Origin of the sequence: Brevundimonas aurantiaca (genome assembly GCF_014199955.1) — a bacterium.
Taxonomy (GTDB): domain Bacteria; phylum Pseudomonadota; class Alphaproteobacteria; order Caulobacterales; family Caulobacteraceae; genus Brevundimonas; species Brevundimonas aurantiaca.
This window is the reverse complement of the sequence record NZ_JACHOQ010000002.1, coordinates 571143-585510: the sequence shown is the minus strand read 5'-3', so window position 1 is coordinate 585510 and position 14368 is coordinate 571143. Positions and strand designations below refer to the sequence as shown.

13 protein-coding genes are annotated in these 14368 nt (G+C 66.7%); 7 read left to right on the top strand and 6 right to left on the bottom strand.

The features are described 5' to 3' along the window. Positions 1-11: 11 nt before the first annotated feature. Positions 12-344 (bottom strand): hypothetical protein, encoded by a 333-nt coding sequence (locus GGQ93_RS07025; protein ID WP_183215957.1) that lies wholly within the window; start codon positions 342-344, stop codon positions 12-14. A gap of 325 nt (positions 345-669) precedes the next feature. Between GGQ93_RS07025 and GGQ93_RS07020 the strand changes: the two genes are divergently transcribed. After that, positions 670-879 (top strand): DUF3126 family protein, encoded by a 210-nt coding sequence (locus tag GGQ93_RS07020; RefSeq protein ID WP_182713675.1) that lies wholly within the window; start codon positions 670-672, stop codon positions 877-879. Between the two features lie 241 nt (positions 880-1120). Continuing rightward, positions 1121-3610 (top strand): glycoside hydrolase family 3 protein, encoded by a 2490-nt coding sequence (locus GGQ93_RS07015; RefSeq protein ID WP_183215955.1) that lies wholly within the window; start codon positions 1121-1123, stop codon positions 3608-3610. Between the two features lie 30 nt (positions 3611-3640). Here GGQ93_RS07015 and GGQ93_RS07010 read toward each other — a convergent pair whose 3' ends face one another. Continuing rightward, a complete protein-coding gene (locus GGQ93_RS07010) occupies positions 3641-4246 on the bottom strand; it encodes a DUF4198 domain-containing protein (protein WP_221233580.1) in 606 nt (201 codons plus the stop codon). Then, a complete protein-coding gene (locus GGQ93_RS16130; protein ID WP_221233579.1) occupies positions 4200-4442 on the bottom strand; it encodes a DUF4198 domain-containing protein in 243 nt (80 codons plus the stop codon). Before GGQ93_RS16130 ends, GGQ93_RS07010 begins: the two co-directional genes overlap by 47 nt. A 137-nt stretch (positions 4443-4579) precedes the next feature. Between GGQ93_RS16130 and GGQ93_RS07005 the strand changes: the two genes are divergently transcribed. Further along, complete coding sequence (locus tag GGQ93_RS07005; RefSeq protein ID WP_054765379.1) at positions 4580-5386, top strand: hypothetical protein; 807 nt, start codon at positions 4580-4582, stop codon at positions 5384-5386. Positions 5387-5416: 30 nt separating this feature from the next. Here GGQ93_RS07005 and uvrA read toward each other — a convergent pair whose 3' ends face one another. Then, positions 5417-8365 carry an excinuclease ABC subunit UvrA gene (gene uvrA / locus GGQ93_RS07000; RefSeq protein ID WP_183215953.1) on the bottom strand — a complete coding sequence of 983 codons (2949 nt, stop codon included), beginning with the start codon at positions 8363-8365 and terminating at the stop codon, positions 5417-5419. Between the two features lie 128 nt (positions 8366-8493). Continuing rightward, positions 8494-8988, bottom strand: coding sequence for a group III truncated hemoglobin (locus GGQ93_RS06995; RefSeq protein ID WP_054765380.1), 495 nt, complete (start codon positions 8986-8988; stop codon positions 8494-8496). A gap of 232 nt (positions 8989-9220) precedes the next feature. Here GGQ93_RS06995 and GGQ93_RS06990 point away from each other — a divergent pair, with 232 nt between their 5' ends. After that, positions 9221-10846 carry an ABC-F family ATP-binding cassette domain-containing protein gene (locus GGQ93_RS06990; protein ID WP_183215951.1) on the top strand — a complete coding sequence of 542 codons (1626 nt, stop codon included), beginning with the start codon at positions 9221-9223 and terminating at the stop codon, positions 10844-10846. Here GGQ93_RS06990 and GGQ93_RS06985 read toward each other — a convergent pair. Then, on the bottom strand, positions 10821-11270 hold the full coding sequence (locus GGQ93_RS06985) for a tRNA (cytidine(34)-2'-O)-methyltransferase (RefSeq protein ID WP_183215948.1): 450 nt from the start codon (positions 11268-11270) through the stop codon (positions 10821-10823). The genes GGQ93_RS06990 and GGQ93_RS06985 overlap by 26 nt on opposite strands. A gap of 193 nt (positions 11271-11463) precedes the next feature. Here GGQ93_RS06985 and petA point away from each other — a divergent pair, with 193 nt between their 5' ends. The 3 genes from petA to GGQ93_RS06970 are packed head-to-tail and all read left to right on the top strand — an operon-like array spanning position 11464 to position 14224. Beyond that, positions 11464-12000 carry a ubiquinol-cytochrome c reductase iron-sulfur subunit gene (gene petA / locus GGQ93_RS06980; protein ID WP_054765383.1) on the top strand — a complete coding sequence of 179 codons (537 nt, stop codon included), beginning with the start codon at positions 11464-11466 and terminating at the stop codon, positions 11998-12000. Positions 12001-12017: 17 nt separating this feature from the next. Further along, the gene (locus tag GGQ93_RS06975; protein WP_183215946.1) at positions 12018-13346 is read left to right on the top strand and encodes a cytochrome b; all 1329 of its coding nucleotides are present in this window, start codon (positions 12018-12020) and stop codon (positions 13344-13346) included. A gap of 32 nt (positions 13347-13378) precedes the next feature. Continuing rightward, complete coding sequence (locus GGQ93_RS06970; protein WP_054766902.1) at positions 13379-14224, top strand: cytochrome c1; 846 nt, start codon at positions 13379-13381, stop codon at positions 14222-14224. The last annotated feature ends 144 nt before the right edge of the window (positions 14225-14368 follow it).

Genomic DNA, 14368 nt, shown 5'->3' with positions numbered 1-14368 from the left:
GATCCCTGACGTCAGCGGCGAACCATTCGGACATCGCCGATGCGGCCGCCGACCGGCAAGAGGCGCACCCGCATCGCTGCCGAGCCTCTGAAGCCGTCACGCGCTCGGTCCGTCAGCGTATAGATCAGCCTTACGCCGCCGCCGGAATAACCGACGATCAGGTCCCCGTTTCGAATCCGACAATCTGCGGATTCGCCGTCCAGCACGCAGGCGAGACGGCCTCTGGGCTGGGCTGTGATCCTGAGTGGAAAGTTCAGCCGTTCGTTTCCATCCTTGCCCTTGAATGTGATCCTGTTTTCGCTGTCGGGAGCGGGCGTGACCAACAGCGACCATTCGCCGACCACGTCTGCGGCGCCTATGGGGCCGGACGCCTGAGCAATAGCCGCGTCGCCCAGGGCAAGGCTTGCGAGGACGGACGAGAGAACCAATAGTCGGTTCATACTGGAATTCCTGAATTCAGCCTCTGATCAATATTGGCGGAAACTCGGGATGGTCACGTGAATCTTTGGACATCTCGTCGAAAGGGCCGGCGCTCGCGCACGTGCGGAGCGAAAGGCGAGGGCCGGATGTGATGGACCTGCGGCGGATTGGGGAAAATGCGCGTCGCCGGTTCCCCTGAAGCCCCGATGTCTCTAGGGTCCGCGGCCAACCCAAGACCATGAGGCCCCCGTGAAAGACACTGACCTGAAGCGCATCGAGGCCCACCTCAAGCGCACCTTCAACACCGGCGGCATCATCGTGAAGGCCCGTCCCAAGCAGAATGACTCGGCCGAGGTCTATGTCGGAGACGAGTTCATCGGCGTCGTCTTCGAGGACGAGGATGAGGAAGGCTCCTTCATGTTCGAAATGGCCATCCTGGCCGAAGACCTGCCGGCCTAAGTCGCGCGCGCCGACCGCCCTGCGACATCGCGCGCAGGGCGGTTGTGAGAACGTTCTCAAAAATGGCTTGACGGGTTGCGCCGGCCCGGCCCTAATCGCGCCGAAGGGCGGCGGATCGATCGCTCGGGAGCAGACGCGCTGAGGGGCAAGGATCGGGACGTCGCCGTTCCGTCGCGCCCATCCGCCTGTTTTCCGATCCGTCAGACGCACGTCCTCCTGGTTCATCCCGAGAGGAAATCCAATGCGCGCGACTGTGTCCCTGATGGTGCTGGCCCTGGCCGTGAGCGGGGGCGCGCCGGCCCTGGCGCAGACGGCGACGGTTCCCGAAGCGTCGCGAGCTCATCCCGAGCGCTGGCCCCATGCCGCGACCCCGGCGGCCATCAGCGACGCCCGCACCGAGGCATTCGTCTCCGAACTGATGGCCAGGATGACGCTGGAGGAGAAGGTGGGCCAGCTGATCCAGGCCGACATCTCCTCAATCACCCCCGACGATCTGAAGACCTATCCGCTGGGCTCGATCCTGGCTGGCGGCAGCTCCGGTCCCTGGGGCGACGACAAGGCGCCCCCGCAGAAATGGCTGGACCTGGCCCGCGCCTTCCGCGCCGCCAACGAGAGCCGGGGCGGGACGGTGATCCCGCTGATCTACGGCATCGACGCCGTGCACGGGCACAACAACGTCCCCGGCGCGACCATCTTTCCCCACAACATCGGCCTGGGCGCCGCGCGCGATCCGGACCTGATCCGGCGCATCGGCGAGGCGACGGCCCTGGAGGTGGCGGTGACGGGGGCGGAGTGGACCTTCGGCCCAACCCTGGCCGTGCCGCGCGACGATCGTTGGGGCCGGTCCTATGAGGGCTATGCCGAGGATCCGGAGGTTCAGCGGTCCTACGCCGGGCCGATGACCCTGGGCCTTCAGGGCGAGCTGCAGCCGGGGCGGCCGCTGGCGCCCGGCCATATCGCCGGATCGGCCAAACATTTCCTGGCCGACGGGGGCACCTTCGAGGGCGAGGATCAGGGCGATTTCCGGGGCACGGAGCAGGAGCTGATCGACGTCCACCTGGGCGGATACGTCCAGGCCATCGACGCGGGCGTGCTGTCGATCATGGCCAGTTTCTCGGGCTGGAACGGTTACAAGCACTCAGGCAATCCGACCCTGCTGACCGATGTCCTGCGCGGGCCGCTGGGGTTCAAGGGATTCGTCGTCTCCGACTGGAACGCGCACGGCCAACTGCCGGGCTGCACCAATGAGAGCTGCGCCCTGGCGGTCAACGCGGGCATCGACATGCTGATGGCGCCCGACAGCTGGAAGCCGCTGTACGCCTCGACCCTGGCCCAGGCCCGGTCGGGCGAGATCCCTATGGCGCGGGTGGACGAGGCGGTGCGTCGCATTCTGGTGGCCAAGGTCAAGACCGGCCTGTTCGAACCGGCGCGGCCGATGGAAGGCCGGTTCGAGGAGCTGGCTTCACCCGCGCACCGCGCCCTGGCGCGCGAAGCGGTGCGCAAGTCGCTGGTGCTGTTGAAGAATGACGGCGTCCTGCCGGTTCGGGCCAATGCGCGGGTGCTTGTGGCGGGGACGGCGGCTGACGACATCGGCCAGGCCTCGGGCGGCTGGACCCTGAGCTGGCAGGGGACGGGCAATACGAATGCCGACTTCCCCCAGGGCCAGTCGATCTGGAGCGGGATCGAAGAGGCGGTGAAGGCCGGCGGCGGGACCGCAACCTTGAGCGCGGACGGGTCCTTCACCCAAAAACCGGATGTGGCGATCGTCGTCTTCGGCGAGACCCCCTATGCCGAGTTCCAAGGCGACGTGGACAATCTAGACTATGTCCCGACCGCGCCGCTGGAGACGCTGAAGCGGCTGAAGGCGGCGGGGATTCCGACCGTGTCGGTCTTCCTGTCCGGGCGGCCGATGTGGACCAATCCGGAGATCAACGCCTCGGACGCCTTTGTGGCCGCCTGGCTGCCGGGGACCGAAGGCGGGGGGATCGCCGACGTCCTGGTGGGCCGAGCCGACGGCAAACCGCGCCACGACTTCCACGGCAAACTGTCCTTCAGCTGGCCCAAGGATGCGACGGGAACGCCGCTGAACCACGGCCAGCCCGGCTATGATCCGCAGTTCGCCTATGGCTACGGCCTGACCTACGCCGCGCCGGCGCGAGTCGGAATGCTGTCGGAGGAGAGCGGGGTCTCGGCCCAGGCGACCAATCTGGATCGCTATTTCGTCGACGGCCGGTTCGTCTCGCCCTGGAGCTTGTTGCTGAACGACGCAGGAGGTCAGACCCGACCCGGCACGGCCAAGACGACGACCAGCCCGCGCGCCGGCGTCGCCTCACGCCCGGTCGACGACCTGGCCCAGGAGAGCGGTCAGCAGTTCGCCTTTGCGGGAACCGGGCCGGCCAGCGTCGAGATCTGGGGCACGCCCGTTGATCTGACGCGCCAAGCCAACGGCGCCGTCGCCCTGGGCTTCCGCTATCGTGTTGACGTCGCGCCGTCCGCCCCGGTGGCGTTCAAACTGGGCGGCGGAGCGGTGGACCTGACCGGCCTGTTGCGCTCTGCCCCCGTCGGCCAGTGGCGCGAAGCCCGCATTCCCCTGACCTGTTTCCGCACCGACGGCGGGGACCTGTCGCGCGTCGAGGTTCCGTTCCACATGGCGACCAGCGGTGCGATGACCGTCTCGGTCTCCGAGATCAAGCTGGACGCCAGCCAGACCGAAACGCGCTGCCCGGCCTAAAGGGCGCGACATGGACGGTCCCCTCCGCCTTCACCCCGCGTCGGCGGTGAAGGTCAGGGTGTGGGTGTAGCTGCGGTAGGGGGTGGGGCTGCCTGCCGGGGCGGCAGTGCGGTAGCGGACCTGGGTCATATAGGCGCCGGGCGCCGAGACCCGCAGGGTCAGGACGCCGGAGGCGTCGGTGGCGGTTTCGGTCTCGATCGTCTTGCCGTCGTACTGGCCGGCTTCGCGAAAGACGGTGACAGGCGCGTCGGCCAGGGGCTGGCCGTCGAACAGCAGGCGGAAGGTCGCGTCCTCGCCGGCGACGATCTGGTTCGGCTGGATCAGAGGCTGAAGCTCCAGCCCTTGGCCGGTGGGCTTCAGCGCCGCCTCGTCGGGGACGCCCCGCATAACATAGGCCTCGGCGACGGTGATGCTCTGGACATCGACCAGTTCGGCGCCGGGCGGGGGCGGCGCATCCTCTTCGCCGACCATCTTCCAGCCGGAGGGGGTGTGGTACATCTTGGCCGTGCGGCCGGCGCGTGGGCCGGATGACAGACGATAGAGGCCGTCCACCGGCGTCGGCGCCTCGAACACCGCCAGATCGCGCAGATTAGGTGACGGCGCTGATCGGCGTGTCGCCGTTTGGCCCGACCACATGGAAGCCGTCGGACCGCATGGCGACCTCGGCGTTGAACACCTCCTCGGTAAAGGCCGCCTCGACGGTCACATGATCGCGCCGCCCCGCGTCGAACAGATTGGGCCGAAGATAGGGGGAGTGGGCCTGGGCCACGCCCGCGCCCCAGACGGACAGAAGGGAGGCCAAAAGGCCGGCGTGGAGGGGATGTCGGGTCATGGTCGTCCTCATAGGCCGAGGCAGAGTATGCAAGTGAGAACGAATTGCAACAAAGGGTTCGGGATAGGGGCGTCTGGGACCGGACGCCGACGACGGGATGGGCTAGAGTCGCGCCGAATCTGATCTGGAGTTCGATCATGAGTTTTTCCGCCACCGACGCCGCATTCGAGGGGTTTCGCGTGACGCGCCAGAACCCGGCGGCGGTTCTCCTCTGGTCGATGGTCTGGCTGATCGGGCTCATATTGAGCAGTCTGCTCGCGGCGCCCGCAATCATGCCCCATATGGCCGAGTTGCAGGCCGCCAACGGCGATATCAACGCCTTGTCGCCAGAAGCGCTACAAGCCTTCGGCTTGGCCATGGCTGGATTCATGCCGCCGTTGCTGTTGGCCCAGGCCCTCGTCGCGCCGGCCGTCTACCGCGCAGTGCTTGAGCCTGAGAAACGACGGTTCGGCTTCCTGCGACTGGGCAAGACCGAGGCTCGGATGTTGGGGGTTCTGATTATTCTGGTCGTCGTTCAGCTCGTATTGAACGTTGGAGCGGACCTCGCCACTCGGGGCGCCGGCGCGGCGATCGGTCTGGCGGGAGGCGTCATCGTGAATCTCATCGCCTTTGCATTGGGTCTCTGGGTAGCGGCTCGACTCAGCTTGGTCGCGCCTCTCACGGTACTGCGGAGCGGCCTTCCTCTCGTGGAAGGATGGAAGCGCAGCGGACCCATCGTCTGGCCTCTGATCGGCGTGAATGTGCTCGCCGTCGCCATGGCCTTGTTGGTGGGTCTGCTGCTGGCCCTCGTCGCCTGGCCTATGACGGCGGCCATGTCCGGCTCCGGCGCAGGCGCGGGTTTGGCGGCCCTGCTGCTGATGACGCTGATGGCGCTCGGTTTCGCACTGATCACCGTCCTGCTTTGGAGTCCGTTCGCGGCGATCTTGAAGCAGCTGGAGGGCTGACGGAGACGTTTCAGCGTCTGGAGTAAAACCTCAGGCCGAGGCCTTGACCCGCTTCCGCTTCGCCGGCGGGGGCGTCGCCGCCTGCCCCAGGGCCGCGACCCGCGCCTTGCGCCGGGTCTCGTGACGATCCAGCACCTCCTTGAGGTATTTTCCGGTCCAGCTGGCCTTGTTCTCCGCCACCTGTTCCGGTGTGCCGACCGCGACGATCTCGCCGCCGCCGTCGCCGCCTTCCGGCCCGAAGTCGAGCAGATAGTCCGCCACTTTGATGACGTCGAGATTGTGCTCGATCACCACGATGGTGTTGCCAGCCTCGACCAGTTCCTGAAGCACTTCCAGAAGTTTGCGCGTATCTTCGAAATGCAGGCCGGTGGTCGGCTCGTCGAGGATGTAGAGGGTCCGGCCGGTCGCGCGTTTCGACAGTTCCTTGGACAGCTTGACCCGCTGGGCCTCGCCGCCGGACAGGGTGGTCGCGGGCTGGCCGACCTTGACGTAGCCGAGGCCCACCCGCTCCAGCGTCAGCATCTTGTCGCGGATCGGCGGCACGGCCTTGAAGAACTGGGCGGCCTCCTCGACCGTCATGTCCAGGACGTCCGAGATCGACTTGCCCTTGAACACAATCTCCAGCGTCTCGCGGTTGTAGCGCTTGCCCTTGCAGACGTCGCAGGTGACGTAGACGTCGGGCAGGAAGTGCATCTCGATCTTGATGACGCCGTCGCCCTGGCAGGCCTCGCAGCGGCCGCCCTTGACGTTGAAGCTGAACCGGCCGGGGCCGTAGCCGCGCGCCTTGGATTCCGGCAGGCCGGCGTACCAGTCGCGGATGGGGCCGAAGGCGCCGGTGTAGGTGGCGGGATTGGAGCGCGGGGTGCGGCCGATCGGCGACTGGTCGATGTCGATGACCTTGTCGAAATGCTCCAGCCCCTCGATGCGGTCGAAGGGGGCGGGGGCGTCCGACGCATTGTTCAGACGGCGCGCGGCGGCCTTATACAGGGTCTCGATGGTGAAGGTGGACTTGCCGCCGCCGGACACGCCGGTGATGCAGGTGAAGACGCCGACGGGGATTTCGCCGGTGACGCTCTTCAGATTGTTGCCGCTGGCGCCGCTGATCTTCAGCATCCGCTTGCGGTCGATGGGGCGGCGGCCGTCGGCGGGGATTTCGATCTCCCGCTCGCCGGTCAGATATTTGCCGGTCAGGGAGTTCGGGTTGGCCATGACCTGTTGCGGCGTACCCTCGGCGCAGACCGTGCCGCCATGCACCCCCGCAGCGGGCCCCATGTCGATGACATAGTCGGCGGTCAGGATGGCTTCCTCGTCGTGCTCGACCACAAGGACCGAATTGCCGAGGTCGCGCAGCCCTTTCAGGCTTTCCAGCAGGCGGGTGTTGTCGCGCTGGTGCAGGCCGATGGAGGGCTCGTCCAGCACATAGAGGACGCCGGTCAGGCCCGAACCGATCTGCGAAGCCAGACGGATGCGCTGGCTCTCCCCGCCCGACAAGGTGCCGGATGAGCGGGACAGGTTCAGATAGTCCAGGCCGACGTTGTTCAGGAACCGCAGCCGGTCGCAGATCTCCTTCAGGATGCGCCGGGCGATCTCCATCTGCTTCTCTGTCAGGCTCTCCTCCAGGGTCGAGAACCAGAGGTAGGCCTTGGAGATCGACAGCATGGAGATGTCGGCGATGTCCTCGCCGCCGACCTTGACGGCCAGGGCCTCGGGCTTCAGCCGCTTGCCGCCGCAGGCCTCACAGGGGGTCTCGGACTGATAGCGTGCCAGCTCCTCGCGAACCCAGGCGCTGTCGGTCTCGCGCCAGCGCCGCTCCAGGTTCGGCAGGACGCCCTCGAACGGCTTAGAGACCTCGTATTTGCGGGCGTTGTCGTCATAGGTGAATTTGATCTTCTCAGCGCCCGTGCCGTGCAGGATCGCCTTATGCGCCTGGGCCGGCAGATCGCGCCAAGCCACATCCATCGAGAAGCCGTAGTGGCGGCTGAGCGACTGAAGCGTCTGGGTATAGAGAGGTGAGGGGCCGCGCGCCCACGGCGCTACCGCCCCCTTGTGCAGGCTCTTGTCGCGATCGGGGATCACCAGGTCGGCGTCGAAGGCGAGCTTGACCCCTAGGCCGTCGCACACCGGACAGGCGCCGAAGGGATTGTTGAACGAGAACAGCCGCGGCTCGATCTCCGAGATGGTGAAGCCGGACACCGGGCAGGCGAATCGTTCGGAGAAGACGAGGGTGCGCGGCGCTGTCTCGCCCTCGGCGACGCTGGCCCATTCCGCCGTGGCGATACCGTCGGCGAGGCTCAGCGCCGTCTGCAGGCTGTCGGCGTAGCGACCTTCCTGATCCGGCTTGGTCACGATCCGGTCCACGACGATGTCGATGTCGTGCTTGAACTTCTTGTCCAGGGTCGGGGCTTCGTCGATCGGATAGAATTGCCCGTCGATCTTCAGCCGCTGGAAGCCCTGACGCTGCCACTCGGCGATTTCCTTGCGGTACTCGCCCTTGCGGCCGCGAACGACCGGAGCCAGCAGCAGGATGCGTTCGCCGTCGGGCAGGGCCGTCAGCTTATCGACCATCTGGCTGATGGTCTGGCTCTCGATCGGCAGGCCGGTGGCCGGCGAATAGGGCACCCCCACCCGCGCCCACAGCAGGCGCATATAGTCGTGGATCTCCGTCACCGTGCCGACGGTAGAGCGAGGGTTTTTGGACGTCGTCTTCTGTTCGATCGAAATGGCCGGCGACAGACCCTCGATCAGGTCCACGTCCGGCTTGCCCATCAGTTCCAGAAACTGGCGCGCATAGGCCGACAGGCTCTCGACATAGCGCCGCTGGCCCTCGGCGTAGATGGTGTCGAACGCAAGGGACGACTTGCCCGAGCCCGACAGGCCGGTCATCACCACCAGCTGTTCGCGCGGAATATCCAGGTCCACGCCCTTGAGATTATGCTCGCGGGCGCCGCGAACGCGGATGAAGTTGTGCTTTTCGGTCATGCGGTCCGGGAAACGCGGAGAGGAGCCGGAGGGCTCCGGCGCGACATCGCTATATGGGGATGATTTGCCCGGTTTAAGCAAGAACAATGTGGGAACATTGCGCACTGGGCGCGTCCAGCCCGGTTGACCTACTCCGGCGTCCAGGCCTGTGTCGGGCGCAAGAAACGCTCCCCCTTGGCCAGCATCACTCCGTTTGCGGTCGCGACGCCGAGCTCCAGGCTCTCGGCGATGCGGCGGGCGCGTTCGATGAAATGGGCCGCGGCGACGGGCGGGCACAGGTCGCGGGCGGTCTCGGCGAACAACTCAAGCCAGCGGTCGAAGTGGCGCGCGTCGATCGGCAGGGGCAGATGTTTCGGCATAGGCCGACCCTGGTAGACGCCAGACGAAAGGGCGACCGACGACCAGAACAGCTTCATCTGCGCCAGATGCGGGCCCCAGTCGGCGATCCGATCCGCGAAGATCGGCCCGATCAGCCGGTCGTCGCGGACGCGGGCGTAGAAGCCCTCGACCAGGGCGTCGATCATCGCCTCGTCGATGCCGGTTTCGTCGCGCAGCCGCTGAACAGCCGCGTCGCGGCGCGCGGCGGCTCCGGCAGGGTCTTCTATGCGGAAGCGGCTCTCCATTCCGACGTCCTAGCGGCTTGGTGGGCGGGGCGCCATCGGACCATCGGTCCACCCCGGAGCCACCCCCTCTTCACGCGGGCGTGTTCATATCAGGGGCTCCCCGGACTTGCGGATTGCATAAATACGACCCATCCTCCTGTCTCTGAGGAGTTTTGAGCAGGAGGCTCGAAGATCATGATCATCGCACTGGCAACCGGTTCCGCCCTGTCCGCCATGCTGCTCGTGATCCTCCATGCCAACCAGCCCAAGCCGAAGCGCGTCCCCGTCCGCGCTCGCGACCCTCGACAAGGTCGCCGCTAGAACGCCTGACGGCGTTACGCTTTTCGACAATCTGAGCCTGACGTTCGGGCCTGAGCGCACCGGCGTCGTCGGTCGCAACGGCGCGGGCAAGAGCACGCTGCTGCGTCTGATCGCCGGCGACCTTTCGCCCAGCGAGGGAAGTGTGACGCGCGCCGCCTCCGTCGGCGTGCTGGATCAACGGTCCGATCCGTCGCCGGACGAGACGACGGGGCAAACCCTGGGCGTCGCGCCCGCTCTGGCGGCGATAGACCGGCTGCTGGCTGGCGAGGGCGACGCCCAGGACATGGCCGACGCCGACTGGACGCTGGAGCCCAGGATCGCCTCGGCCTTGGCCGAGGTCGGGCTGGAGGGCTTGCCGATGGACCGGGCGACGAGGAGCCTCAGCGGCGGGGAACAGACCCGGCTACGGCTTGCGGGATTGATCCTGGCGGCGCCCGACCTGATCCTGCTGGACGAACCGACCAATCACCTGGACGTCGAGGCGCGGCGCTGGGTGGCCGAGGTGCTGGGTCGCTGGAAGGGCGGGGCGGTGGTGGTCAGCCATGACCGGGATCTGCTGCGTCGCATGGATCGCATCGTCGAGGTGTCCGGCCTGGGGGTCGCCGTCCACGGCGGGAACTACGACCTCTACGCCGCACGCAAGGCGATTGAGCGCGAAACAGCCGAACGCGACCTGGTCGAGGCTGAACGGACGCTGGCCCGCGTGGCGGCGGACGCCCAGCGTCGCACGGAGATGAAGGCGCGGCGAGACGCGGCCGGACGCCGCAAGGCGGCCAAGGGCGACATGCCCAGGATTCTGATCGACGCCCGGGCCGAGCGGGCCGAAAACAGCGGCGGCGCCGACCGGCTCCTCGCTGTGCGCCAGGCGGCGGAGGCGGAAACCGCCCTGGCCGCCGCGCACCAAGGGGTGGAGCGGGTGCGGACCCTGGCCATCCCCATGCCCGCCACAGGCCTTGCGGCGGGACGGACGGTGGCGACCTTGAGCGGGGCGGTCTGGACGACACAGGGCGGGCGGCGGATCGTCGGCCCCGTGGATCTGACCTTGACCGGCCCGGAGCGGGTCGCCGTCACCGGCCCGAACGGCGCGGGCAAGACGACCCTGCTGCGGCTCATCACCGGCGATCTTGCACCGACTTCGGGCCAGGTGCAGCGACCTGTTCCCGCAGCCTTGCTGGATCAGGAGGCGGCCCTGCTGCGCCCCCAGGAAACCTTGGTCGAGGCCTGGATGCGGCTGAATCCGGACGGTTCGGTCCAAGAAGCCCAGGCGGCCCTGGCTCGCTTCCTGTTTCGAAATACGGCCGCGCATCGGCGGGTCGGCGACCTGTCCGGCGGCGAACGGCTGCGGGCCGCCCTGGCCTGCGTCATGACGGGAACGCGCCCGCCGCAGCTTCTGGTGCTGGATGAGCCGACCAACCACCTGGACCTCGATTCGGTGGCGGCGGTGGAGGCGGCGTTGAGCGCCTATGACGGCGCCCTCGTTGTCGTCAGCCACGATGCGGACTTCCTGGCGGCGGTCGGGATAGATCGGACGGTCAGCCTAGCCCGCCCGTCTGCCTGAGGCCCTCCCAAAGGGCGATGCCCGCCGTGACCGACAGATTCAGCGACCGGGCCTCGGGTCTGAGCGGAATCACCACGCGCGCGTCTGCGGCGGCGTGCACATAGTCCGGGGCGCCGGCGGTCTCCTTGCCGAACAGAAGCGTGTCGGTGAGTTCGAAGACGAAGTCGGGCAGGGGCGTCGCCCCCTTGGTGGTGAAGAGCACCAGCCGTCCGGCGGGTCGCTCGCGCTGGAACGCGTCCCAATCCGCATGGCGGGTCATGTGCGATAGGGGGCCGTAATCCAGGGCCGCCCGCTTCATGGCGCGGTCGTCAAAACGGAAGCCTGTGGGCTCAATGACGTGCAGGGCGACGCCGAAACAGGCCGACAGCCGGATACAGGCGCCGACGTTCTGAGGAATGTCCGGTTGAAAAAGGGCGAGACGCATTCTAAGCCCTAGGTATACGCGACCTGGGGGTTTGTCGCGGTCTGTTTGCGAGCGTTTCGCAAGAAACGTCAGCAGCTTGCGGCGAATGCCGCAAATACAGGCCGAGGGGACCACAGGGCAGCGCTTTTAGGGTTCGTGCCGTAGCAGAGGAGCGCCAACACAGGCGGTCCCGGCGGTCTTCGAGAGGTGAAACGTGGCCGAAACGGGTGTGATTCCGGAAGGCGAGGGCGATCCGAATCGCCGCGACTTCATCCATATCGCGGCGGGCGCCGCTGCGGTGGGCGCCGGGGCGATGATCGCCTGGCCTCTGATCAATCAGATGAACCCTGCGGCCGACACCCTGGCCCTGGCCTCGATCGAGTTCGACCTGACCAAGGTTCAGGAGGGCCAGCAGGTCGTGATCAAATGGCAGGGCAAGCCGGTCTTCGTGCGCTATCGCACCCCGGCCGAGCTGCAGAAGGTCATTACCGAGGGCGCCGTCGGCAGCCCGCCCCAGACGGATGCGGAACGCACCAAGTCCGGGCATGAGAAATATCTGGTCGTGGTCGGCTCCTGCACCCACCTGGGCTGCGTCCCGACCTTCGGCGCCGGCGATTACGGCGGCTGGTTCTGCCCGTGCCACGGCTCGCACTACGATGCGTCCGGTCGGATCAGAAAGGGGCCGGCGCCCCTGAACCTGGTCGTGCCCGACTACGAATACACGTCCGACACCCGCGTTAAGATCGGTTGAGGGCGAAGGGGGAGGAAATGAGCGAACACGAATCCACCTACGTCCCGAAGACGGGCGTCGAAAAATGGCTGGACACCCGGCTGCCCATCATCCGCTTCGGCGCCGACTATATGTCGCTGCCGACGCCCAGGAACCTGAACTACTGGTGGACCTTCGGCGGCATCCTGGCCCTGTGCCTGATGACGCAGATCGTCACCGGCATCGTTCTGGCCATGCACTATACGCCGAACGTCGACCTGGCCTTCGCCTCGGTCGAGCGGATCATGCGTGACGTCAACGGCGGCTGGCTGATCCGCTATGTCCACGCCAACGGCGCCTCGATGTTCTTCATCGCCGTCTATCTGCACATGCTGCGGGGGCTGTACTACGGCTCCTACAAGACGCCGCGCGAGATGATCTGGATCATCGGCTGCGTGATCTTCTTCCTGATGATCGCCACCGCCTTCCTGGGCTATGTCCTGCCCTGGGGTCAGATGTCCTTCTGGGGCGCAGAGGTCATCACCAATCTGATCGGCGCCGTGCCCCTCGTCGGCGAACCGATCCTGATCTGGCTGCGCGGCGGCCCGGCGATCGACAATGCGACGCTGAACCGCTTCTTCTCCCTGCACTATCTGCTGCCCTTCGCCATCCTGGGCTGCGTGGTCCTGCACCTTTGGGCCCTGCATTCGGCCGGTCAGAACAATCCGGTGGGCATCCTCATTCCGAAGGATCGCGCCAAGAAGGACACTCTGCCCTTCCACCCCTATTTCACGGTCAAGGACGGCTTTGCGATCATCCTGTTCCTGATCCTGTTCGCCGTCTTCGTCTTCTATCAGCCGAACGCCCTCGGCCACGCCGACAACTACATCCCGGCCAACCCGCTGCAGACGCCCGCCCACATCGTGCCCGAATGGTACATGCTGCCCTTCTACGCCATTCTGCGCGCGGTGCCGGACAAGTTCGGCGGGGTGGTCGCCATGTTCAGCGCCATCGGCGTCCTGTTCGTCCTGCCCTGGCTGGACACGTCCAAGGTGCGGTCGATGCGCTATCGCCCGACCATGCGGACCTTCTTCTTCATCTTCCTGGTGGTCGGCGTCGGCCTGGGCTGGTGCGGCGGTCAGCTGCCGGACGCCCCGGTCATTCCGGGCATGGCCAGCTTCGTCCTGTTCGACGGAGAGGTGAACTCCTACCTGTGGCTGACGCGGCTGTTCACCCTCTACTATTTCGTCTTCTTCCTGGTGATCCTGCCCTTCGTGGGGCTGAAGGAGACGCCGCTGCCGATCCCGGCGACGATCTCGGAACCGGTCCTGACGGGGGGCGACGCCGTCCCGGCCGCCGCGCCCGCCTCGCCCGAGAAGAAGGGCTGAGCGTCATGAGCTTTGGAAAAATGAGCGTGTCGATGTCCAGACTGGTCGCTTCGGCGGTCGCCGCCCTCGGCCTGATGACGGCGGCGCCCGCCCTGGCGGAGGGCGGGGCGGCCCACCCCCGCTCCGGCGGCTTCAGCTTCGACGGCCCCTTTGGCGTCTATGACCAGGGCCAGCTGCAGCGCGGCTACAAGGTCTATCACGAGGTCTGCGCCGCCTGTCACAGCATGAACCTGATGCACTACCGGAACCTGGGCGATCGCCATGGGCCGTTCTGGAATCCGAAATATCCCAATCCGAACGACAATCCGGTGGTGAAGGCCCTGGCCAAGGAGATCCAGGTTCCCGACATCGATAGCGAGACGGGCGAGCCGATCCAGCGCGACGCCACCCCAGCCGACAAGTTCCGCGCCCCCTATCCCAACGCCACCGCTGCTGCGGCCGGCAACGGGGGGGCGGCGCCGCCGGACCTGTCGGTCATGGCCAAGGCGCGTCACGGCGGCGCCGACTACATCTACTCCCTGCTGTCGGGCTATCGCACCCCGCCCGCGGGCCTGCAGATCCGTCCCGGTCAGCACTATAACCCCTATATGCAGGGCGATCTGACCCCCTTCTGGACCGGCGACCCGGACCATGTGCCCGAGGGCGGCTTCATCGCCATGCCGCCGCCGCTCCAGAACGGCCAAGTCACCTATGACGACGGCTCGCCCCAGACGGTGGATCAGTACGCCAAGGACGTCGCGGCCTTCATCGCCTGGACGTCCGAACCGAAGATGGTCGAGCGCAAACAGGCCGGCTTCGGCGTGATCATCTTCCTGCTGATCTTCGCCGGCCTGACCTACGCCAGCTATCGCCGCATCTGGAAGGGCGTTGCCCACTAGGCGCGCCCGAACTGAGACCGAGACCCAGCCCGTCGAAGCCCCGCTTCGGCGGGCTTTGTTTTGCGACATCCTGGCCGCTGACACGGAATCGACATGATGGCTTTCCCCGCCTAGGGTTCAGCCTCTGTTTGCGGCTGTGGGGCC